At 74.5% G+C, this 21,972-nt stretch carries 19 protein-coding genes; 11 read left to right on the forward strand and 8 right to left on the reverse strand.

Annotated elements, in window-relative coordinates; genetic code table 11:
• Window positions 1–10: 10 nt before the first annotated feature.
• The 3 genes from AB4K12_RS00885 to AB4K12_RS00895 form a co-directional block, all read right to left on the reverse strand.
• Entirely contained in the window at window positions 11–1,135 is a 1,125-nt protein-coding gene (locus tag AB4K12_RS00885) for an NAD(P)H-dependent flavin oxidoreductase (RefSeq protein ID WP_368432279.1), read from the reverse strand.
• A 65-nt stretch (window positions 1,136–1,200) separates the two neighbouring features.
• A complete protein-coding gene (locus tag AB4K12_RS00890; protein ID WP_368432280.1) occupies window positions 1,201–3,486 on the reverse strand; it encodes a tetratricopeptide repeat protein in 2,286 nt (761 codons plus the stop codon).
• Between the two features lie 148 nt (window positions 3,487–3,634).
• Window positions 3,635–5,287 (reverse strand): acyl-CoA synthetase, encoded by a 1,653-nt coding sequence (locus tag AB4K12_RS00895; protein ID WP_368432281.1) that lies wholly within the window; start codon window positions 5,285–5,287, stop codon window positions 3,635–3,637.
• A gap of 135 nt (window positions 5,288–5,422) precedes the next feature.
• Between AB4K12_RS00895 and AB4K12_RS00900 the strand changes: the two genes are divergently transcribed.
• From AB4K12_RS00900 to AB4K12_RS00925, 6 genes are all read left to right on the forward strand, one after another.
• On the forward strand, window positions 5,423–6,241 hold the full coding sequence (locus AB4K12_RS00900; RefSeq protein ID WP_086567681.1) for a crotonase/enoyl-CoA hydratase family protein: 819 nt from the start codon (window positions 5,423–5,425) through the stop codon (window positions 6,239–6,241).
• Between the two features lie 15 nt (window positions 6,242–6,256).
• Complete coding sequence (locus AB4K12_RS00905; protein ID WP_368432282.1) at window positions 6,257–7,201, forward strand: Zn-ribbon domain-containing OB-fold protein; 945 nt, start codon at window positions 6,257–6,259, stop codon at window positions 7,199–7,201.
• Window positions 7,198–8,154, forward strand: coding sequence for a lipid-transfer protein (locus AB4K12_RS00910; protein WP_368432283.1), 957 nt, complete (start codon window positions 7,198–7,200; stop codon window positions 8,152–8,154). The genes AB4K12_RS00905 and AB4K12_RS00910 overlap by 4 nt, the downstream gene beginning before the upstream one ends.
• Window positions 8,151–9,317: a thiolase domain-containing protein gene (locus tag AB4K12_RS00915; protein ID WP_368432284.1), complete on the forward strand. Its 1,167-nt coding sequence runs from the start codon at window positions 8,151–8,153 to the stop codon at window positions 9,315–9,317. The genes AB4K12_RS00910 and AB4K12_RS00915 overlap by 4 nt, the downstream gene beginning before the upstream one ends.
• Before the next feature lie 77 nt (window positions 9,318–9,394).
• Window positions 9,395–9,634, forward strand: a complete 240-nt coding sequence (locus AB4K12_RS00920) for a DUF397 domain-containing protein (protein ID WP_362253568.1) — start codon at window positions 9,395–9,397, stop codon at window positions 9,632–9,634.
• 115 nt (window positions 9,635–9,749) lie between these two features.
• Window positions 9,750–10,250: a hypothetical protein gene (locus AB4K12_RS00925; protein ID WP_368432285.1), complete on the forward strand. Its 501-nt coding sequence runs from the start codon at window positions 9,750–9,752 to the stop codon at window positions 10,248–10,250.
• 73 nt (window positions 10,251–10,323) lie between these two features.
• Here AB4K12_RS00925 and AB4K12_RS00930 read toward each other — a convergent pair whose 3' ends face one another.
• A complete protein-coding gene (locus AB4K12_RS00930) occupies window positions 10,324–12,255 on the reverse strand; it encodes an N-acetylmuramoyl-L-alanine amidase (protein WP_368433116.1) in 1,932 nt (643 codons plus the stop codon).
• Between the two features lie 355 nt (window positions 12,256–12,610).
• Window positions 12,611–13,717: an aminoglycoside phosphotransferase family protein gene (locus tag AB4K12_RS00935; protein ID WP_207247357.1), complete on the reverse strand. Its 1,107-nt coding sequence runs from the start codon at window positions 13,715–13,717 to the stop codon at window positions 12,611–12,613.
• Window positions 13,718–13,952: 235 nt separating this feature from the next.
• Here AB4K12_RS00935 and AB4K12_RS00940 point away from each other — a divergent pair, with 235 nt between their 5' ends.
• On the forward strand, window positions 13,953–15,452 hold the full coding sequence (locus AB4K12_RS00940) for a hypothetical protein (RefSeq protein WP_362253578.1): 1,500 nt from the start codon (window positions 13,953–13,955) through the stop codon (window positions 15,450–15,452).
• A gap of 54 nt (window positions 15,453–15,506) precedes the next feature.
• Here the strand turns inward: AB4K12_RS00940 and AB4K12_RS00945 are convergent, their stop codons facing one another.
• Window positions 15,507–17,006 carry a PP2C family protein-serine/threonine phosphatase gene (locus AB4K12_RS00945; protein WP_368432286.1) on the reverse strand — a complete coding sequence of 500 codons (1,500 nt, stop codon included), beginning with the start codon at window positions 17,004–17,006 and terminating at the stop codon, window positions 15,507–15,509.
• 334 nt (window positions 17,007–17,340) lie between these two features.
• Between AB4K12_RS00945 and AB4K12_RS00950 the strand changes: the two genes are divergently transcribed.
• The 4 genes from AB4K12_RS00950 to AB4K12_RS00965 all read left to right on the forward strand — a co-directional run bounded on the left by AB4K12_RS00950 (window position 17,341) and on the right by AB4K12_RS00965 (window position 20,511).
• On the forward strand, window positions 17,341–18,768 hold the full coding sequence (locus tag AB4K12_RS00950; RefSeq protein WP_368432287.1) for a HEAT repeat domain-containing protein: 1,428 nt from the start codon (window positions 17,341–17,343) through the stop codon (window positions 18,766–18,768).
• A gap of 57 nt (window positions 18,769–18,825) precedes the next feature.
• A complete protein-coding gene (locus AB4K12_RS00955) occupies window positions 18,826–19,395 on the forward strand; it encodes a hypothetical protein (protein WP_368432288.1) in 570 nt (189 codons plus the stop codon).
• Window positions 19,396–19,730: 335 nt separating this feature from the next.
• On the forward strand, window positions 19,731–19,928 hold the full coding sequence (locus AB4K12_RS00960; RefSeq protein ID WP_086571128.1) for a DUF5302 domain-containing protein: 198 nt from the start codon (window positions 19,731–19,733) through the stop codon (window positions 19,926–19,928).
• 145 nt (window positions 19,929–20,073) lie between these two features.
• Window positions 20,074–20,511, forward strand: coding sequence for a hypothetical protein (locus AB4K12_RS00965; protein ID WP_368432289.1), 438 nt, complete (start codon window positions 20,074–20,076; stop codon window positions 20,509–20,511).
• 39 nt (window positions 20,512–20,550) lie between these two features.
• On the opposite strand, the gene AB4K12_RS00970 is transcribed toward AB4K12_RS00965, so the two are convergent.
• Window positions 20,551–21,450 (reverse strand): hypothetical protein, encoded by a 900-nt coding sequence (locus AB4K12_RS00970; RefSeq protein WP_368432290.1) that lies wholly within the window; start codon window positions 21,448–21,450, stop codon window positions 20,551–20,553.
• A 93-nt stretch (window positions 21,451–21,543) separates the two neighbouring features.
• The gene (locus tag AB4K12_RS00975; RefSeq protein WP_362253598.1) at window positions 21,544–21,873 is read right to left on the reverse strand and encodes a DUF6233 domain-containing protein; all 330 of its coding nucleotides are present in this window, start codon (window positions 21,871–21,873) and stop codon (window positions 21,544–21,546) included.
• Window positions 21,874–21,972 lie beyond the last annotated feature (99 nt).

A 21,972-nucleotide genomic window follows, 5' to 3' on the forward strand; every position in this document is an offset into this window, starting at 1 on the left:
GACGTGACCTTCATGACGTGACGTCCTCCTCCCGGGCGCCGCCCGCGATGCGGTTCAGGCGCTCCACCGCTCGTTCGAAGCCCCGCGTCAGGTCGTCGACCACGGCCCGTACGCTCCTGACGGTGTCCATCCGGCCGACGATCTGGCCCACGGGGGTGCCCAGCAGGGGCCCGACCTCGTAGCGCTGGATGCGGGTGAGGGCCTCGGCGACCAGCAGGCCCTGCAGGGGCATGGGCAGGGTGCCGGGGCCGGCCGGGTCGTCCCAGGCGTCGGTCCAGGCGGTGCGCAGCTGGCGGGCGGGCTTGCCCGTCAGGGCGCGGGAGCGCACGGTGTCGCCGGAGCCGGCGGCCAGGAGCTTGGCGGTGAGGGCGCCGGAGGTCAGGCCGGCCTCCTCCGTGGTGAGCCAGAGGGAGCCCAGCCAGACGCCCTGGGCGCCGAGGGCGAGTGCGGCGGCGGCCTGTTCGCCGCTGCCGATGCCCCCGGCGGCCAGCACGGGCAGCGGGTCGACGGCGCGCACGACCTCGGGGGTGAGCACCATGGTGGCGATCTCGCCGGTGTGGCCGCCGGCCTCGTAGCCCTGGGCGACGACGATGTCGACGCCCGCCTCCGCGTGCCGGACGGCGTGCCGGGCGCTGCCGGCGAGGGCGGCGACGAGGACGCCGCGCGCGTGGGCGCGGCGGACGATGTCCGGGGGCGGTGGGCCGAGGGCGTTGGCGAGGAGGGTGATGGGGTAGTCGAAGGCGACGTCGAGCTGGGTGCGGGCCACGTCGTCGAGCCAGCCGGTGACGCGCCAGCCGGAGGGCTCGCCGTCGGGGAGGGCCGGCACGCCGTGTTCGGCGAGGGTCGTCCGGACGAAGTCCCGGTGGCCGGCCGGGATCATGGCCTCGACGTCGGCCTCGGTCACCCCCTCGACGCGCCGGGCGGGCATCACGACGTCGAGCCCGTACGGTCTGCCGTCGGTGTGCTCCTGCATCCAGTCCAGGTCGCGGGCGAGGTCGCCGGGGGCGGCGTAGCGCACCGCGCCCAGGACGCCGAGGCCGCCGGCCCGGCTGATGGCCGCGGCGACCGCGGGGAACGGTGTGAAGCCGAAGAGGGCGTGTTCGATGCCCAGCCGGCGGCTCAGCTCGGTCCGCATGGGCGGCAGGATGCCGCAGGGCGGCCGGCGAGGGAACCCGGCCGCACCATATTTCTGACGACGCGTCAGTTCGGCGGGATCCGGTGGCCCCGCGTGCCCCGGGTCCGGCGTACGGCCGCGACCTGCCGGTAGAGCTCGACGGCCTCGGCGGAACGGCCCAGCTGTTCCAGGCAGTGGGCCTCGTCGTGGCGGCTGGCCAGCGCGTCGGGGTGGTCGGCGCCCAGCACCCGCTGGCGGGCCTGGGCGACGTCGCGGTAGACGGCCAGGGCGTCGGTCCAGCGGCCGAGCCAGCCGAGTCCCACGGCCACCTCGCGGCGGCTGACGAGGGTGTCGGGATGGTCGGCGCCCAGCACCCGGGCGCGGATGGCGCAGACGTCGCGCGCCTCGGCCAGCGCCTCCTCCCAGCGGCCCAGCCGGCCGAGGTTGACGCCCAGACCGTGCCGGGCGCGCAGGGTGTCGGAATGGGCGGCCCCCTGCACACGGGTGCGGTCCTCGACGAGTTCGCGGTAGAGCTCGAGCGCCTCCGCGCTGCGGCCCAGCCGGCCGAGGCAGATCCCGGCCTCGTAGCGGGCGGCGAAGGTGTCGGGCTGGTCCGGGCCGAGCACCCGGGCCCGGGCGGCGGCCACCGCCTGGTACGTGCGCAGCGCCTCGGTCCAGCGGCCGAGCTGGCCCAGCGCGTAGCCGACCTCGTAGCGGGTCACGAGCGTGTCGGGATGCTCGGGGCCCAGGAGGCGGGTACGGGCCGCGGCGACGTCGCGGGCCATGTCGTACGACTCCTCCGGCCGGCCGAGCCTGCCGAGGTTGAACGCCAGGTTGTTGCGGCAGCGCAGGGTCTCGGGGTGGTCGGGGCCCATCACCCGCTCCCGGACCGCGAGCACGGCCGTGTACACCTGGTGGGCCTCGAAGTGGCGGCCGAGCCGCCCGAGGACGTACGCCGTCTCCTGGCGCGCGGCGAGCGTGTCGGGGTGCTCGGGGCCCAGCACCCGCTCCCGGCCGGCCGCGGTCCGCGCGAACTCGCGCAGCGCGTCCCCGGGCCGCCCCAGGCGGGCGAGGGCGACGGCGACCTCGTAGCGGCTGGCCAGGGTGTCGGGGTGGTCGGGGCCGAGGATCCGCTCGCGCTCGGCGACCACGGCCCGCTGCACCTCGCCGGCCTCGGCCCATCGGTCGAGGCGGGCCAGGCGCAGCCCCTCGCTGTGCCGGCCGGCCAGTTCGGCGACCAGCTCCGGCGGGGGAGGGCGTTCGGCCCCGGCGGTGCGCGGCACGGTACGGCGGGGACCCGCCCCGCCCGGACCCACGGCCCAGGGCTCGGTCCACGAGCCGGTGAGCGCGGCGGCGGGGTCCGGCGGCGGCTGGAGGGGGCCGGTGCCGGCCGCCTTGGAACCGGTGGTCATGTCGCGGGCCCAGCCGGGCAGCCGGGGCGGCCCGGACAGCCGCGCGGAGGCGCCCATAGGCGGCAGACGCCCCTCGGGCGGGGTCCGGCGCGGCGGCTCGTCCGCCCGCAGCGGTGGCAGCGCGGCGATGCGCCGTACGAGCTCGGCCGCGTCCTCCGGCCGGTCCTCGGGATCCTTGGCGAGCAGGTCCAGCACCACCCGCTCGAAGGGCTCGGGGAGCTCCGGGCGCACCGGCCGCAGCGGCCGGGGCGGGGTGTCACGGTGGCCGACGAGCACGGCCCAGGCGTCGTCCATGTCGAACGGCGGCGCGCCGGTGGCGATCTCGTACAGCACACAGCCCAGCGAGTACAGGTCGCTGCGGTGGTCGACGTTCTGGGCGCCGATCTGCTCGGGCGACATGTAGTGCGGGGTGCCCATGGCGATTCCCGTGCCGGTGAGCCGGGCGGAGAAGCCGATGTCATGGGCGAGGCGCGCGATGCCGAAGTCGCATATCTTCACCGTGCCGTCGGCGACACGCACGATGTTGGCGGGCTTGAGGTCGCGGTGCACGATGCCCTGCCGGTGGGTGTAGGCCAGGGCGGCCGCGACCTGCTCGGCGATCTCGATGACCTCGGCGACGGGCAGCGGATGCTGCCTGTTGTCCTCCAGCAGCTGGCTGAGGTTGCGCCCCTCGAGCAGCTCCATGACCAGATACAGCACGCCCTCCGACTCGCCGAAGTCGTGCACAACGGTGATGCCGCGGTGCTGCAGCGAGGCCGCGACCCGCGCCTCGCGCCGGAACCGCTCGCGCAGCACCCGCAGATACGACTGCTCGTGCTGACGTCCCATGGGCTTGAGGCACTTGACGGCCACGTGCCGGCCCAGCGATTCGTCGCGGGCACGCCACACCTCGCCCATCCCGCCCCGCCCGATCAGGTCGAGCAGCTGGTACCGGCCCTGGATCAGCCTGGTGTCCGCCATGCTGTGCCGCCGCCCCCGTCGATTCGCTGTGCCTCCCCCGGCCCCTCAAGTATGGCGGCCCGTCGAAGCCGCCAGTAGGCCGACGGAGGCGGTGCGGGGGCTTCCGGCAGGGGCGTCGGCCCTGGCACCGGCGCCCGAGCCGCCCCGCCTACGGCGGAGAGGTCCCGTCCGCCACGGCCCGTGCCCACCGGTAGTCCGCCTTGCCGCTTGGCGAGCGTTCGATGTGCCGCGTCAGGACGACGCTGCGCGGCACTTTGTAGCCCGCCAGCCGCTCCCGGCAGTGTGCCTGCAGGGCGGGCAGGGTCGGTGGTTCCGCTCCCTCGCGGGGTTGGACGACGGCTGCCACGCGGTGGCCCCAGCGGGGGTCGGGGACGCCGGTGACCACGGCGTCGTACACCGCCGGGTGGGCCTTGAGGGTCTGCTCGACCTCCTCGGGGAAGACCTTCTCGCCGCCGGTGTTGATGCACTGCGAGCCGCGGCCGAGGACGGTGACCACGCCGTCGGCGTCGACCGTGGCCAGGTCGCCGAGCAGTACCCAGCGTTCGCCGCGCGTGGTGAAGAAGGTGGCGGCGGTCCGTTCGGGGTCGTTGTGGTAGCCGAGGGGTACATGGCCGTGCTGGGCGACGCGGCCCACCTCGCCGGGGGCGGTGGGCCGGTGGGTGACCGGGTCGACCACGGCCGTACGGGCGTTGACGCGCATCCGCAGCCCGGGCCCACCCCGGCCCTTCTCCTCGAGGGCCGTGCCGTTGAAGCCGGACTCGGAGGAGCCGAAGTTGTTGATCAGCCGTACTCCCGGCAGCAGGGCGGCGAACTGGGCGCGCACCGTCTCCGACAGGACGGCCCCCGAGCTGCTGACGCTGCGCAGCGACGAGCAGTCGGTGCCCCGTAGCGGCCCGGCCAGCAGGTCGACCAAGGGGCGCAGCATGGCGTCGCCGACCAGCGACAGGCCGGTGACCCGCTCGCGGGCGAGGGTGCGCAGCGTCTCCTCGGGCGCGAACTTGGTGTGCAGGACGACCTTCTGGCCCTGCTGGAGGGCGATGAGGGCGGTGAGGGTGGCCGTGCCGTGCATCAGGGGCGCGGCGGGGAAGAGGACGAGGCCCTCGCGGCCCGCCGCCGCGCGCTCCGCGAGCTCCCCGGGCCGGGTGACCGGTTCGCCGGTGGGCGCGCCGCCGCCGAGGCCGGAGAAGAAGAGGTCCTCCTGCCGCCACACCACGCCCTTGGGCATGCCGGTGGTGCCGCCGGTGTAGATGACGAAGCGGTCGTCGCCGGAGCGGGGGGCGAAGTCGCGTACGGGTGAGCCCGCGCCCTCCGCCTCGGTGAACGGGACGGGGGCGAACGGGACCGGAGTGACGCGCGGTGCCGCCGCGCCGTCGGGGGCGGGGGCGGGGCCCACGCGTATCAGGTGGCGCAGGCGCCGCGTCCGAGGCAGGGCGGCCGCCACGCGTTCGGTGAAGGCGCCGTCGAAGACGAGGGCCGCCAGGTCGGCGTCGCGGTAGAGGTAGGCCAGCTCGTCGGCGACGTAGCGGTAGTTGACGTTGACCGGCACCGCCCGGATCTTCAGGCAGGCCAGGAGGGTCTGGAGGTATTCCACGCCGTTGAGGAGGTGGAGTCCGACGTGTTCGCCGGGCCGGATCCCGCTGTCCAGCAGGTGGTGGGCGAGCCGGCAGGCGGCGGTGTCGAGCCCGGCGTACGTCAGGCGGCGTTCGGCGCCGTCGCCCGGGTGGTCGAGGTGGACGAGCGCCTCCCGGCCGGGTACCGCGTCGGCGATCGACTCGAAGAGATCGGCGAGGTTGTAGTCCACGGCCGTCATTAGAGCGCCGCGGCGGGGGAGGGGGAAGGGCCCGGACCAATGAATCTGACGATCTGTCAGAAAACTCTTGAACCCGCTCCCCGCCTCCTGCACGCTGGTGGCGGTCTTCACGACGGGAGGGCTTCCATGGGCGGAATCCCGGACGGCACCGAACACCTCACGCTCGAGCGCGTCGGCGCGACGCTCGTCCTCACCCTGAACCGGCCCGAGGCGCGCAACGCGCTCTCCCTGCCGATGCTGGCCGCGCTCCACGACGGCTGGCTGCTGGCCGACGCCGACGACGGCATCCGCTCGGTGGTGCTCACCGGCGCCGGCGGAGCCTTCTGCTCCGGAATGGACCTCAAGGCCCTCGCGGGCCGGCCGGCCACCGGCCCGGACGACCCCGTCCGCGAGCGCTTCCGGGCCGACCCCGACCTGCACTGGAAGGCCATGCTCCGCCACCACCGGCCGCGCAAGCCCGTCATCGCCGCCGTCGAGGGCCCGTGCGTGGCGGGCGGCACCGAGATCCTCCAGGGCACCGACATCCGCATCGCCGGAAGCGGCGCCACCTTCGGCCTCTACGAGGTGCGCCGCGGCCTGTTCCCCCTCGGCGGCTCCACGGTCCGCCTGCCCCGCCAGATCCCCCGCACCCACGCCCTGGAGATGCTGCTCACCGGCCGCCCCTACACCGCCGCCGAGGCCCACCGCATCGGGCTCGTCGGGCACGTCGTCCCGGACGGCACGGCGCTCGAGCGGGCCCTGGAGACCGCGGAACTGGTCAACGCCAACGCCCCGCTGGCCGTCGAGGCCGTCAAGGCCTGCGTCCTCGACACCGAAGGACTGCCCGAGACCGAGGCCCTCGCCCTCGAACTCGAGCGCGGCCACGCCGTCCTCGGCACCGCCGACGCCAAGGAGGGCGCCCTCGCCTTCGCCGAGAAACGCCCGCCCGTCTACCGGCGCGCCTGAGGGAGGAGACAGACCGTGCCGGAGAACCTCACCGCCCCGCTCGTCGTCGAGTTCCCCTTCACCCGCTCCCTCGGCCCCGTGCAGAGCGCCTTCCTCACCGGGCTGCGCGAGCGCGTCGTCCTGGGCGTACGCGCCCGGGACGGGCGGGTGCTCGTGCCGCCCGCCGAGTACGACCCCGTCACCGCCGACGAGATCCGCGACCTCGTCGAGGTCGCCGCCACCGGAACGGTCACCACCTGGGCCTGGAACCCCGCACCCCGCCCGCACCAGCCCCTGACCCGCCCCTTCGCCTGGGTGCTGGTCCGGCTCGACGGCGCCGACACCGCCCTGCTGCACGCGCTCGACGCACCCCACGCCGGCGCCGTGCGCACCGGCATGCGGGTGCGCGTCCGCTGGGCCGACCGCCGCGAGGGGGCGATCACCGACATCGCCTGCTTCGAGCCGTACGACGGCCCGGCCACCCACGAGGCCGTCCCGCACGACGGCTCCTTCCCCGACCCCGTCACGTCCCTGGCCGCCCCCGCCCGTCTCGAGTACACCTACACCCCCGGCCGCGCCCAGACCCGCTACTTCGACGGGCTCGCCCGCCGCGAGGTCCTCGGCGAGCGCTGCCCCTCCTGCCGCAAGGTGTACGTACCGCCCCGCGGCGCCTGCCCCACCTGCGGCGTCGCCACCACCGAGCCCGCCGTCCCCGGGCCCCGCGGCACCGTCACCACCTTCTGCGTCGTCAACATCAAGGCCAAGGGCCTCGACATCGACGTGCCCTACGTCTACGCACACATCGCCCTCGACGGCGCCGACCTCGCCCTCCACGCGCGCATCGGCGGCATCCCCTACGACCGGGTGCGCATGGGCATGAGGGTCGAACCCGTCTGGACCGGCGACGGCCGCCACCCCGACCACTACCGCCCCACCGGCGAGCCGGACGCCGACTACGACACCTACCGGAGGCTGCTGTGACGCCGCCCCGCGACGTCGCCGTCGTCGCCTACGCGCGAAGCGACCACCAGGGCCCCGCCGAGGGACTGTCCGAGGCCGAGACGCTGCTGCCCGTCCTGCACGAGGTCCTCGACCGGGCCGGGCTGGCCCCAGGGGAGGCGGACTTCACCTGCTCCGGCTCGAGCGACTACCTCGCCGGACGGCCCTTCTCCTTCACCCTCACCCTCGACGCCGTCGGCGCCTGGCCGCCCATCGCGGAGTCCCACGTCGAGATGGACGGGGCCTGGGCGCTCCACGAGGCCTGGGTGAAGATCCTCACCGGCCGGGCCGACACCGCCCTCGTCTACGCCCACGGAAAACCCTCCGCCGGCGACCCGAGGGACGTCCTCACCCGCACGCTCGACCCGTACTACCTCGCCCCCCTGTGGCCCGAGCCGGCCTCCCTGGCCGCCCTCCAGGCCCGGGCGCTCGCCGACGCCGGCCACACCACCGGCCCCGACCCCGTGGCCGACCCCCTCGCCGGCCCGCCGGCCGTCGCCGACGGCGCCGCGGCCGTCGTCCTCGCCGCCGGCGACGCCGCCCGCCGCATGTGCGGCCGGCCCGCCTGGATCCGCGGCGCCGACCACCGCGTCGAACCGCATGCCCTCGGCCTGCGCGACCTCACCGACTCGCCCTCCACCCGCCTGGCCGCCGAACACGCCGGAGCCTTCCGCGCCCCCGTCGACACCGCCGAACTCCACGTCCCCTTCGCCGCCCAGGACGTCGTCCTGCGCCGCGCCCTGCGCCTGGACGACACCGTCACGGTCAACCCCTCCGGCGCCGCCGCCGGCCCCCTCATGGTCGCCGGCCTCATCCGCCTCGGAGAGGCGGCCGCCCGCATCCACCGTGGGGCCTCCGACCGGGCCCTGGCCCACGCCACGTCCGGTCCCTGCCTGCAGCACAACCTCGTCGCCGTGCTGGAAGGAGACGCATGAGCCGGGAACCCGTCGCCGTCACCGGCATCGGCCAGACCCACCACGCCGCCGCCCGCCGCGACGTCTCCCTCGCCGGACTCGTCCGCGAGGCCGCCCTGCGGGCGCTCGAGGACGCCGAGCTGACCTGGGCGGACGTCGAGGCCGTCGTCATCGGCAAGGCCCCCGACTTCTTCGAGGGCGTCATGACGCCCGAGCTCTACCTCGCCGACGCCCTCGGCGCCGCCGGCAAGCCCCTGACGCGGGTGCACACCGCCGGCTCGGTCGGCGGCTCCACGGCCCTCGTCGCCGCCGACCTCGTCGCGGCCCGCGTCCACCGGACCGTCCTGGCGGTGGCCTTCGAGAAACAGTCCGAGTCCAACGCCATGTGGGGCCTGTCCCTGCCCGTCCCCTTCCAGCAGCCCCTGCTGGCCGGCGCCGGCGGCTTCTTCGCCCCGCACGTACGGGCCTACATCCGCCGCACCGGCGCACCCGGCACCACCGGCACCCTCGTGGCGTACAAGGACCGCCGCAACGCCCTGAAGAACCCCTACGCCCACCTGCACGAGCACGACATCACCCTGGAATCGGTGCGCTCGTCGCCCATGCTGTGGGATCCCGTCCGCTACTCCGAGACGTGCCCCTCCTCCGACGGTGCCTGCGCCATGGTCCTCACCGACCGCGCGGGCGCCGCCCGCGCCCCCGCCCCGCCCGCCTGGCTGCACGGCGGCGCCATGCGCAGCGAGCCGACGCTCTTCGCCGGCAAGGACTTCGTCTCGCCCCGGGCCGGCCGCGACTGCGCCGCCGACGTCTACCGCCAGGCGGGCGTCACCGACCCGCGCCGCGAGATCGACGTGGCGGAGCTGTACGTGCCCTTCAGCTGGTACGAGCCGATGTGGCTGGAGAACCTCGGCTTCGCCGCCGAGGGGGAGGGCTGGAAGCTCACCGAGGCCGGCGCCACCGAGCTCGACGGCGCGCTGCCCGTCAACCCCTCCGGCGGCGTGCTGTCCACCAACCCCATCGGCGCCTCCGGCATGCTGCGCTTCGCCGAGGCGGCGCTGCAGGTGCGGGGCCGGGCAGGCGAGCACCAGGTCCCGGACGCCCGCCGGGCGCTCGGCCACGCCTACGGCGGCGGCGCGCAGTTCTTCTCGATGTGGCTCGTTGCCGCCTCGCCGCCCGTCACCTGAGGCGCGTACGGGGCCTGTCCGGCGCCGCCGTCGCTCGCTAGTGTGGGCGGCGACGACGAGCCGGGAGGAGTGCGGACGTGGCGGACAGCACGACTGAACAACTGGCGGGCGACGTGAAGCCGGATCTCGACCTCGCCGGTGCCACCTGGCAGTCGAGCGGCGGCAGCCGGCGCGGCAACGTCCAGATCGCCTTCGTCGAGGGCTACATCGCCCTGCGGGACCGGCGCGACCCGGACGTCCCGGCCGTGATCTTCTCGCCGGCCGAGTGGCGGGCGTTCATGCTCAGCGCCCGGGACGGGGAATTCGACCTTACGTAGCCCCCCGGCCGGGCCGGGACGCCCGCCCGGGGACCACAGCACTCCCACCCGGGACCACGGCACGCCCCGGCTTCCCCGGCGGCACGGCGCGTGGGCGGGCACGTACGATGTGGGCATGTCCTTCCTCCGCCGCCGCAGCGCCGCCAACCCCGCCGGGCCGGACTTCGACGTCCTCGCCATGGATCCCGGGGACTGGCCCGGTGACCTCGGGGCCGGGCTGCTGCCCGCGCCCGACGGAAGTTGCCAGGGGGTCTTCCTCCGCTACGACCTGTTCGGCGGCCGCGGCCCCGCGATGATCATCGGCAACCTGCCCGAGGGCTCCCCGGCGCGGGAGCAGGGCGAGGGCCAGGTGCCCTTCGAGGTGGCGCAGCTGCTCCTGGCGCTCGGCAACGACGAGCCGGTCGAGGTGCTGGAGAGCGAGGACGTGCCGGTCATGCACGAGGACAACCTCCTCATCGTGCGCCGGCTGAAGTGCTCGGAGAGCCGGATCTCCTGCACCCAGTTCGACCGCAGCGACGGCGTGCTCGTCACCATCGCCAGCTGGGACCGTCCGATCACCGACGACCTCTACCAGCTGCTCAAGCCGCTGCCCGCGGAGATGTTCCAGGCCGGCTAGGCCCGCTTTCCGCCCGGACCGCGAGGGAGCCCGGCACGCCGTCGGCGTGCCGGGCTCCTTCATGCTCGGCGACCTACCAGCTCGAGCGCCGGATCCGGACGTCGGAGGCCTTCACGAAGGCCACCCGGTGCCCGAACTGGATCTCGTAGTAGACGTCCTTGCCCCGGATGATCCTGTGCCCGGCGGGCTCGTACGTGGTCGCCCACAGATACTCGCTCGGGGACGTCGCCCCCAGGACGTACGCCTGCCCGGCGGCCAGCCGGTACGGCAGCGGGGTCACCGCCTGGACCGGGACGCCCTCCGGATAGGCCTCCTTCTCCGGGAAGGCGCGGCCGTACACCGGGATCTCCTTCAGGCCCTCCCTCGGCGTGATCACCCGGCCGTGCGCGCCGAGCGCCGTCGGATCCCACCAGGGGTCGCGGAACCACGCCTTCTGGCCGAGGTACCAGACCGCCGTCCACCCGGCGATCCGGTCGGCCACCGCGAACTGCTGTCCGGTGGAGGCGCGGGCACCCGTGTCGTTGACCCCCGTCGTCGAGGGGCTGCCGTCCGGGCGCAGGCCGATGTCCTGGACCAGCGGAGCGTCGTCGCGGGGGGCGGTGTACAGCCGCACCGCCCCCGAGCCGTGCGGGGTGCACGGCCCGCCGGGCTTGGCGCAGCCGGTGTAGACCGGCTTGCGGCCGGCGTAGACGGGGGCGATGGTGACCATCCCGCTGAACGGGCTCCCCGTGATGGTGAAGGGCGCGCCCATCAGCTCGAAGTAGTGCGCCCAGTCCCAGTACGGGCCGGGGTCGGTGTGCATCCCCGGGATCGTCCCCGTGGTGGTGCCCGGGACGTTGTCGTGGCCGATGATGTGCTGCCGGTCGAGCGGGATGTTCAGTTTCCACGCCAGGTGCCGCACCAGCCGGGCGGACGCGCGGTACATCGCCTCGGTGTACCAGGCGTCGGGCTGGGCCAGGAAGCCCTCGTGCTCGATGCCGACCGACTTGGCGTTCACGTACCAGTTGCCCGCGTGCCAGGCCACGTCCTTGGTCGGCACATGCTGGGCGATGTGCCCGTCCGCGGAGCGGATGGTGTAGTTCCAGGAGACGTACGCCGGATCCTTGATCAGCTTGAGGGTCGTCTCCCAGGTTCCTTCGGTGTCATGGACGACGATGAAGTCGACCTTCTGGGAGGCGGGCCGGTCGGCGATGTCGTGGTTGCCGTAGTCCTTGCCCTCGAGCTTCTCGTACGGCGCCGGGATCGACTCGCAGGCCACCGTGGGCGGGCACTCGACGCCCGTGGTCGCGAGGGTGGGCAGCCCCAGCCGTCCCGTCTGGCCCGTGCGGGGGGCGAGGCCCGGGGCGGCGGGCAGGGTGACCTGCTGACCGCCGTCGGTCGTGCGCCGCTCACCGCGCCGCAGCACGTCGTAGACGTCGCCCGCGAAGACGGCCGCCGTCGCGGTGTCGGTGGCGCCCGAGTAGGCGGCGACGGCTCCGTACCAGTCGGCGGGGTCCTTGCTCAGGGGCAGGCCCAGCCGCTTCTGCTCGGCGGCCAGCAGGGCGGCGCCGCCCCGCACGTTGGCGGCGGCGTCGCGGCGCAGCGAGGCGGCGGGCAGGCCCGTGAGCTCGGCGGCGCGGGCCAGGGTGCGTAGCCGGGGCGGCAGCGCGGAGGGTGCGGGGGCGGCCGGGCGGGCGGCGACGCGGGGGCGGGCGAGGTCGCCGCGGGCGTCCTCGCCGGGCTCGCTGTGATGCCCGGCGGCGGCCAGGGCCGTGGCGGCGTCGGTCAGGTGCATCGGGCCGTAGCCGCCCGTGACGCTCGGGGTGTCGGCGTGGGCGTCCCAGCGGGACTCCAGATAGGACACGGCGAGCAGTACGTTCTCCGGTACGTGGTACGCGGCCGCGGCGGCGGCGAACTCCCGCTGCAGGGCGCCGGATGCGGCTCGCTCGGCCGTGGCGGCCGGCCCGGCCGTGATCAGCGGCAGCAGCAGGACGGCCGCGGCGGCCGGGACCGCGGCGCGCGACAGGCGGCGTCTTCTGCGGGCGTCTCTCCCCTCGTGTGCTTCTTCCGGCGGTGCGTTCCGTGATGGCGCTGGGGCGGATCCTCGCAATGCGGCCTCCTCGGGACGGGCAGTGCCGTGCGTCGTGGTGGTGCGCGGTCAAGCTGGTGACCGAACCTACCAAGAGGCCCCGTCCAAGCAGACGATCCGTCAATAAGGCCGGTGGTGGCGGTTGTCGGACCGGGCGGCGCCGCTACGCACGTCGACGCCCGCGCTGGGGAATTCCCGGCGCGGGCGTCGAGGCGCACCCGCGGATCACTCCTCCGGATGGGCGAGGAGCGACACGCCGTAAGTCGGCGGCACGGCGTGTCGGTGGTACGGCTCAGCGGGTGCCGACGGCGGCCCGGACCGCGCGACGGGCCATCGCGCAGTCGTCGTGCAGGCGGCGCAGCAGCAGTCGCTGCTCCTCTCCGGACTCCCCGGCCGCACCGGGTGCGGCGGGTTCGTGCATGGCGCGCTGCACGGCCGTCTCGTACGTCCTGATCTCCTGGGTGAGGACCAGCATCAGATTGACCAGGAAGGCGTCCCGGGACGTGGGCCCCGCGGCCTGGGCGTGCTGGCTGATCTGACGGCGGGCCACCGGGGCGTCCCCGAGGACCGCCCACAGCGTCGCCAGGTCGTACCCCGGGAGGTACCAGCCGGCGTGGTCCCAGTCGACCAGCACCGGCCCGGCGGGCGAGAGCAGGATGTTCGACAGCAGCGCGTCGCCGTGGCAGAACTGCCCTTGTACATGGGCCAGCCCGTGCAACAGCTTCTGCAGGTCGCCCAGATCGCGGTCGGTGAGCAGGCCGAGCTCGTGATAGCGGGCGATGCGCTTGCCGTAGTCCAGCGGCATGTCGAACATCCCGGCGGGCGGTCGCCAGAGGTTGACCCGGCAGATCGCGCCGAGCGCCGCCCGGACGTCCGCGCGGGGGAGCGTGTCGACCGGATGCCGCTGGAGGGCGGCGGGACGGCCGGGCATGCGCTCGAGGACGAGCGTGCAGTTGTCGGGGTCGGCGGCGATCAGCCGGGGCACCCGCACCGGGGGGCGATGCCGGACAAACGCCCGATATGTGGCTATTTCATGACGGAACCGTTCGGCCCAGGCCGGTGAGTGGTCCAGTAAACACTTGGCCACCGCGGTGCTGCGCCCTGTCGTGCCGACCAGGAGGACGGAGCGCCCTCCCCGCCGGAGCACCTGGACGGGGTTGAACTCCGGGCAGATCCGGTGGACCGACGAGATCACCGTGCGCAGCTGGGCGCCCTGGGGGCCGGACAAGTCGATTCTCCCGCTCAGCGGTTGGGCACCGGCTCCCGGAGCCCTCCGTGCCCGTCCGCCCCCGAACGCGGCCCCCACGGCATGGGAGGGGTCCAGGTACGGCCCGCCGCCGCTCTGCTGGCTACGGAGCGGCCGGTGCGGAGCGGACACGGAGGTCGATGCTGCATACATGGGCTGAACAGATCCCTTCGTGTCGGCTGATTGCCGCGCTCCCCCGACCCCCGGAACCTCCCGCACCCTGGGGAATGCGATCGGGCTCCGGATGGTCGGGGTTGCGCGTTCCTACATCACACCCGGCCGCGGGTGGCACACCATCTGGCGCACCCTGGCGAACCCTGGCGAATACTCGCTTGGCCCATGACGGCCCGAGTACCTTCAAGTCAGCCGAGGAACCTGGGGGCTTGACGTGACGAGGGAACCCAACACCCGCCTTGCGGACCTGTTCGGCCTGGCCGGCTGGTCCAAGGGGGAGCTCGCGAGACTTGTGAACCGGCAGGCGGCGGTCATGGGCCATCCGCAGCTGGCGACCGACACCTCGCGGGTGAGGCGCTGGATCGACATGGGGGAGTCCCCGCGCGATCCCGTGCCCCGGGTGCTGGCCGCCCTCTTCACCGAGCGACTCGGCCGTGTCGTGACCATCGAGGACCTCGGGTTCGGTCGGCGCGGGCGGGCAGGCAAGGGGCAGTCCCCGGACGGGCTGCCGTGGCCGCCCGAGCGGACCGCCGCGGTCCTCACCGAATTCACGGGAATGGACCTCATGCTCAACCGACGCGGCTTGGTGGGCGCGGGCGCCGCGCTCGCCGCAGGCTCAGCAATCAGCGGCGCGATGCACGACTGGCTGCACTCCGATCCGGTCCTCGCCTCCGACGCCCCTCACTTCGACGACCCGCTGCGCGCCAGGGCGACGCACGCCGACCCCGCCGGCTACGACCGCTACGAGGCGGCCCCCGTCGGCTCCCTGGAGATCGACGCGCTGGAGCACTCGGTCGAGGTCTTCCGCCTCTGGGACGCCTCCCGCGGCGGCGGCCTGCAGCGCAAGGCGGTCGTGGGCCAGCTCAACGAGGTGGGCGGGATGCTTTCGTACCGCCACCCCGAGCACCTCCAACGCAGGCTGTGGGGGGTCGCCGCCAACCTGGCGGTGCTCGCGGGCTGGATGTCCCACGACGTGGGACTGGAACCCACCGCGCAGAAGTACTTCGTCATCGCCGCGCACGCGGCCCGCGAGGGCGGCGACCGGCCCCGGGCGGGGGAGGCGCTCTCGCGCGCCGCCCGCCAGATGGTCCACCTCGGCCGCCCCGACGACGCCCTGGACCTGATGAAGCTCGCCAAGTCCGGCGGCGGCGACGACACCCTGCCGCGCACCCGGGCCATGCTCTGCACCATCGAGGCCTGGGCACAGGCGTCCATGGGACGGGGCCAGGCCATGCGGCGCACGCTGGGCGAGGCGGAGGAGCTGTTCGTCTCGGACCGGAGCGACGTGCCCCCGCCGAGCTGGATGCAGATGTTCGACGAGGCGGACCTGCACGGCATGCAGGCGCTGGCCTACCGCACGCTCGCGGACCACGACCCGGCCGCGGCGCCCATCGCGCAGCGGCACGCCAAGCGGGCGATGGAGCTGCGGGGGGACCAGCACAAGCGGTCCATGCTCTTCGACTACATCTCCATGGCGTCCGCGTGCTTCATCGGCAACGACCCCGAGCAGGCGGACACCTTCGCCCGCATGGCGCTCAACTCGATCGGCGAGATGTCCTCGCACCGCACCTGGGACCGGCTGCGCGAGATGTACCGGCTCACGGGGAAGTACGCGGACTACGCCAAGATCGAGCATCTGCGGGAGGACATCCAGCGGGCGCTGCCCAAGGGGCCTCCCAAGCCCGGCGCCAGGTCCGGCGTCAAGGCCGTGTGAGCGGCCGCCGGTCCCGGCGGGCAGAGGTGGGAGGCCCTCAAGAGGCGGGAAGCCCTAGGAGCCGATGCGCGCGATCAGCACGCACGCGTCGTCCTCGCGCCCCGTGCCGCCGAACTCCTCCAGCACGGCCCGTAGGCACTCCTGGGCGCTGCCCGCCGCCGCGAAGCGCGGCGCGAGCCCGAGCAGGCGGGCGTCGGACGGCAGGGCCGCCAGCCCCTCGGTGTGCAGGACGAGCACGTCACCGGGGAGCAGGGTCTGTGCGTCCTGCTCGTAGGCGGCGTCGGAGACCGCTCCGAGGAGCACGCCCCGGGGCGGCCGGAGGGCCTGCCCCGTGCCGTCGCGGAAGAGCAGCGGGGCGGGGTGGCCGGCCTGGGCCCACAGCAGGGTGCGGGTGCCGGGGTCGTAGCGGCAGCACACCGCGCTGCCGAGCGTCGGCTGGGCCGAGGCGTCGAGCAGGTGGTTGAGCCAGCCCATCAGGGGTCCGGGCTCGGAGCCGGAGACGGCCATGCCGCGGACGGCGCCGAGCAGCATGGCCATGGTGGAGGTCGCGGTCACGCCGTGGCCGGTGAGGCCGCCGACGGTCAGCAAGGTCTGGCCGCCGGGCAGCTCCATGGCGTCGAACCAGTCGCCGCCGATCAGGGTGCTCGTCGCCGAGGGGAGGTAGTGGGCGGCGAGGTCGAGGGCGGCGCCGTCGTGCGGGGCGCCGGACGTGCCCGCGGCGTGCTGCGGGAAGCGCAGCGAGCCGCGCCACGGCGGCAGCACGGCCTCCTGCAGCTCGACCGCGAGCCGGTGCTCGGTCCGCGCGAGGTGCTGCTGGAGGCCGGCGGACTCACGGGTCTCCAGCACCTCCCGCCGGCACCGCCGCAGCTCGCTGACGTCCCGCAGCACGGCCCACATGGAGGCCGTGCAGCCGTCGGCGTCGAGCACGGGCTCGCCCATCATGTGCACGGTGCGCAGCTCTCCGTCGCCGCGCACGATGCGGAACTCGCCGTCGACGGGCTTTCCGTCCACCAGGCAGTCGGTGACCATCGCGGTCAGTACGGGGGTGTCCTCCTCCGGCAGCCAGGAGGGGAGCTCGTCGAGGGTGAGCGCGCCGTCCTCGGGGCGGCGGCCGAAGAGCTCGAAGAGCTCCTCGGACCAGGAGACCTCGTCGGTGAGGAAGTTCCACTCGGCGCTGCCGGCCCGGGCGGCGCCGGGAGCTCCGGCGCGGGCGGCGGGCTCCGCCGCGCCGGGCCGCTCGGCGGTCAGGGTGGCGGCCGGGGCGGCGGCCGGGGCGGCGCCCTGCGCCAGGGCCGCGGCGTCGTCGGCGGGCAGTCCCGCGCGGAGCTGGCCCAGGTGCTCGCCGAGGGTGTCGGCGTGCTGGGCGGCCAGCTCGACCAGGGCGCGCTGCCAGCGCAGCCGGGGGTCCCCGGAGCGCTCGGCGTCCGCCGCCGTCTCGCGGCGGACCGCGTCGAGGCCGCCTCTGAGCCGCCGCGTCTGCGTGATGAGGGCGTCGACCGCACCGGGCTCGGCTGCCTCGGCGGCGGGTCGGTCCGCTGACTGCGGTGACGGCATCACGTACTCCGATACAAGCGGGGCGCGGCCCGGCTCGCGGTCCACGGACCCGGCCGGGCTGGGTGAGTGCTGTGACGACTCTTGCACAGTCGGCGATGGCCCGTCAGCGCTTTGGCAATACCCGATACGGTGGTGCTGGCGGCATATGCCCGTGGCTTCTGTGCGACATATCCGACACCGCTCCGCGGAATGCGTTGTTCCAGGTAGGCTGCGGGCGCTCGGGCCCACCCGGGTTCCCACAGTTCACCAGGCGTAGCGCCGGTGGACACCGGCAAGAATGGCGGACGACGGAAATCCCGTTGCCAGCCGACTCCCCGCACCGGATGCTGACCCCATGTTCGATCCAGACATAGCGCCCAGCGGCACCCTGCTCGGCCTCCTGCAGCGAGGCCGCGGCGACGGGACCCTGCATGCCCTCGCGGCGCCGCGCGCCGAGGCGCTCGCGGCGCTGAACCACTGCGTGCTCCGCGACCCCCGGCGCGACTGGCAGCTCGAGAACCGCTCGCTCTACTACGCGCGCCTGTACGTGGACCTCGACGGCGGGCTCGGGGAGATCGAACAGCACCTCTTCCACCCGGACGACCTGCTCGAGACCGGCGAGGAGCGCACCGGCCTGGCCCTCGCCGTCCTCGGCCACCTCGCCTCCTACGGGCGCGAGGACGCCCTCGCGCTGCTGCGCCGCTACGCCGCGCGCGGCGGCAACTGGTCCTGGGCCCTGGACGAGCTCGCCCTGCGCGACGACGACGCCGGTCTCCTCGCCCTCGGCGAGGCGGTCCTCGCCCGGTTCCCGCACACCCCCGAGGGCGAGTCCGCGCTCGCCGCCGCGGTGCGCGACGCCTTCGAGCCCCGGCCCTGGAGGCTGTGGGAGGACGACCCGCACGCCCCCGCCCTCGGCGCCCGCGTGCGCGCCGCACGGGAGCAGGGCTCATTCGACCGCTGGCAGCGCCAGCTGCGCCCCTCCGGCCCCCGGCCCGGCTGGAGCGTGCGCGAGGTCCTCGAGTGGGCCCAGCAGGGCCTCGACCAGCACCCCACCCAGCACCGTCACGTCCCCGCCACCCGCTGCCTGACCGCCGTGGCCGGCCCCGAGGACCGCGGGGAGATCATCGAGGCCGCCGCCTTCGGCCAGGAGGCGGCGCGCGCCACCGCGCTGCGCTACCTCGCCGAGCACCACGACCCGCAGGCCCTCGACCTGATAGAGACGGCCGCCGCCGACCCCGCCGAGCTCGTCGCGGACGCCGCCGTCACCGCCTTCGAGCGCATGCGCAGCACGGCCGCCCTCGAGCGCGCCCGGGCCTGGCTGACGCGCACCGACGCCCTGGGCGCCGCGGCCGCCGCCATGCTGGCCTGCCGCGGCGGGGAGTACGACTCCCCGCTCGTGCTGTCCGCCCTGCGCGAGGCCGTGCGGGTCTCGGGCTGCGACGCGCCCGTCCTGTGGGACCTCGTCGACGGCGCCGGGCGGATGGCGATCACCTGCGCCGCCCCGGTGCTGCGCCACGTCTACCGCGAGACCTCCTCCTCCCACCTGCGCGGCCGTGCCGCCCGGGCCCTCGCCGCCACGGACCCCTCGTTCGCCACGGGATTCGCCGTCGAGTGCCTGTGGGACTGCGAGGAGTCCACCCGGGAGCTCGCCGCCCACCACGCGACGACCGCCGACGCGCGCGTCGTGGAGCAGCTGCGCCGGCTCGCCGCCGACCCGGCCGAGGAGGCCGAGGTGCAGACGGCCGTCCGCAGCCGCTTCGAACCGGACGCGCCGGCGGTGTGAGCCACGGCGGATGATCTTTAGGATGTCGGGGCCCCGCCCCGACGTCCTAGGAGTGCCGTGCCCGGCCGCCGCCCGTCCGCACCCGCCATATCCGCCATCTCCGCCGTGTCCGCCCCCGCCTCCCGCAGGGCGCTGCTCGCGGCCGCCGTCGCGCTGGCCCTGCGGCCCGCGGCCGCCGCCGCGGCCCCTGCCGCCCCGCCCGCCGCGGTCCGCGTCACCGAGGGGCAGGTCGCCGAGGCCGCTCCGGGCCGCCCGATCCTCTACCCCAGCGTGACCAGCTGCCTGACGATCACCCTCCGCCTGTGCGGCGGTGCCAAGGTCGGCGCGCACGCCAGCCTCTTCCAGGTGCCCGGCGAGCTGCGGTCGGACCGGATCCTGGCGGCCGCCCGGCGCGTGGCCGGCTCCCGCCGGATCACCGCCGTCGAGGTCAGGGGAGCCGTCGGCGCCTGGCACCCGGGCTACTTCACGAAGGCCATCGAGGCCTACGGGGAGGGCGAGGCCGTGCCGTACCCCACGCACCCCGACCCCGACGGGCTGGCGCGTGCCGTGGCCGCCGGCCTGGGACTGCCCGCGCGGGTGAAGGTGACCGTTCAGGACCTCCCCGACGGTGACCAGACGGTCAGCTGACCCAACCGTTCCTTCCCGCCGTCCGCCGATCCGCTGATGGGCGATCAGCGCACCATCGGCAACCTCTCCTACCGGGCCGGGATGTTGCTCGGTCCGCTCACCGGATCGGCGCTGTCGGCCGCCGACTTCCGGCTGGTGCGCACCGTCGCGACGGCGATCTACGCCGGGTTGACGTCGCGTCAGTGGCGGCCGCTTCCCGGCCCGGCGGGTGGCGGCAGGGGAGAGGGGGGACGCTGTGCGCGGGCGCGGGCGACCTGTCGGCCCGTTCCGCGCGGCCGGTCGTGCCCGAACTGTGCGAAGCTGTCCCGAACACCCCTATGACCAGGAGGTTTTTCATGGCAGAGGACACGGCGGGGCAGTCGTCCGACAGCGGCGAGGACGACGTGAAGCGTAAGTTCCGTGAGGCCCTGGACCGCAAGCGCGGCAAATCGGGAGACTCCGCCGCCAACGGACAGAACCGCGACGGATCCAAGATCCATGGCACCCACGGCAAAGCGGGCGGACAGCGGTCGTTCCGCCGCAAGAGCGGCTGAACGCCGGTCCGACACGTACCCGGTGCATTCCCGGCACCGGGTACGCGCCCTGCCGACCGCCTCCGTGGGTGTGCCGATAATGGAGGCGCTTCGCGGCCCGCGGAGCACCCCGGACAACCACAGCACCAGACAACAGGGGGCGCGGATGAAGCGCGAGCAGCACCACACCGGACGACACCGAGGACGCCTGGCCCGTAGGGTCTCGGCCGTCATCTCCCTGGCCCTGGGTGCCGCCCTGCTGGCCACGCCGGCATCGGCCGTGAGTGCGCCCCCGTCGGCCCGGACCGTGACCCACGCCGCGGCGGCCGACGCCGCGGGAGCGCGCACGGTGGGCACCGCGGACGCGGCCGCCGACGGCTCGGAGTCGACGGTCCTGGCCTCGTCGAAGCACCGGAGCACCGACCACCGGACGCTGGCCAAGGACAAGGACAAGAAGAAGAAGTCCAAGAAGAAGAAGGGCTTCCTGAAGAAGCTGGGCGTCGCCGCGCTCGTCGCGATGATCCTGGGCACCCTGCTGGTGGTCGCCCTGATCGTCCTGGCGATCTTCCTGGTCCGGCGGGCCTTCAAGCGTCGTCGGACCTGATCCCCTCCGGCTCCGCCGTCGTGGCCGCCCCCGCCCGCCTCAGCTCGTCTTCGCCACCCAGGTCAGGGCGAGCCACGGCGTGGCGGCGGCCGCGACCGCCAGGGCCCAGCCCGTACCGGTCTCGGGGAACCCGATGAGCAGGGGGACGACGAGCCCGGCCCCGCACGCGAGCATCAGCGCGGCGGGCAGATGGACCCAGGGCTCGAATCGACGCGCGTAGCGCACGCCCGCTTCCCGGCGGTGCAGCGCGATGGCGGTGGCGAGCCCGGCCGCGAACCCGGTGATCCAGATGGCCGGGAGCGCGAGGATGCGGCCGGCGAAGGAGCCGATGTCGTTGTCCGGAGCCTGACGCACCCCCAGGTCGGGGCGGTCCGGTGCGTAGAGCAGCTGGACGGTACGGCCTTCCTCGGGGCGGCCTCTGGTGTGCACCCCCGCGATGGTGACCCGCTGGTCGCCGGAGGCGAAGGGGATGGTGAAGGTGATCTCCGAGGCGAATTCGCCGGTGCCGTCGATCTCCCTGCCGGTGGCCCGCGGAGTGCCGACGATCCGCTTGATCAGCACCTCGTGCGTGGTGGCGCCGGCCCGTTCGGCTCTGGCGAGCCACTTGCCGTCCGCGCCGTCCGGCCCCACGCCCTGGCAGAGCGCGGCGGCGCTGGTGAGCGCCACGCCGAATCCCAGCACCCAGCACAGCGCGCGCGAGGGCCTCGGCTCGGGCCACGGCTCGTGCCTCCTGCGCCAGGCCTTCCTGCGCAGGGCCGCCCGGCGGCGGGCCCGCACCAGCAGGGAGACGAGGAGCCAGCACAGCGCGCACCCCGCGGTCGCGCCGAGCAGCTCCAGTTGGTGGCGCTTGGGCGGCAGTTCCCGGAACGGGATCACACCGAGCACCATGGTCGCGTAGCCCACGAGCAGCGTGGCCCACCCCGCCAGTCGCGTCCCCATCCGCATGCCGTACGTCCCCCACCACACCTAATTGATCTTGAGGTGGACAGGGTAATAGGGCGCCGCGCCCTTCCGCCCGGTGGGCCGGGGGAGTCAGCCCGCCTGGCTGAGGAAGCGCCCCGGCTTGCACGCCTCGCAGAGCTGGACCTCGCGGGTGTCGAACAACTCGCGGGCCTCCGCGGTCGTCAGGGTCTGCTCGTCGCCCTTGGGCACCCAGCAGCCCAGGTGGTGCAGTTCGGGAAGCGGCCCGCCCGGGCGCGGATAGACCGTCACCGCCCAGATGGCGTCCTCGAAATCCTGCCGCCACTCGCCCCGCAGGCGTTGGAGTACGACTTCGCGTACCCAATCGCGGGGGGAATGGCCGACTTCACGCGCGGCGGATTCGATACGGGCGAGTTCTACCTCGGTGAAGAGCTGCTCCATGACGCCGGACAGTAGCAGCGGGGGGCCGCGCGCGACCGGGGTTCGGGACGATCGCGCACGGGGCTGACCTGCGACTTGACCGTGTACGGGTCAACCGTG

It is taken from the genome of Streptomyces sp. C36 (assembly GCF_040932295.1).
Taxonomy (GTDB): domain Bacteria; phylum Actinomycetota; class Actinomycetes; order Streptomycetales; family Streptomycetaceae; genus Streptomyces; species Streptomyces triculaminicus.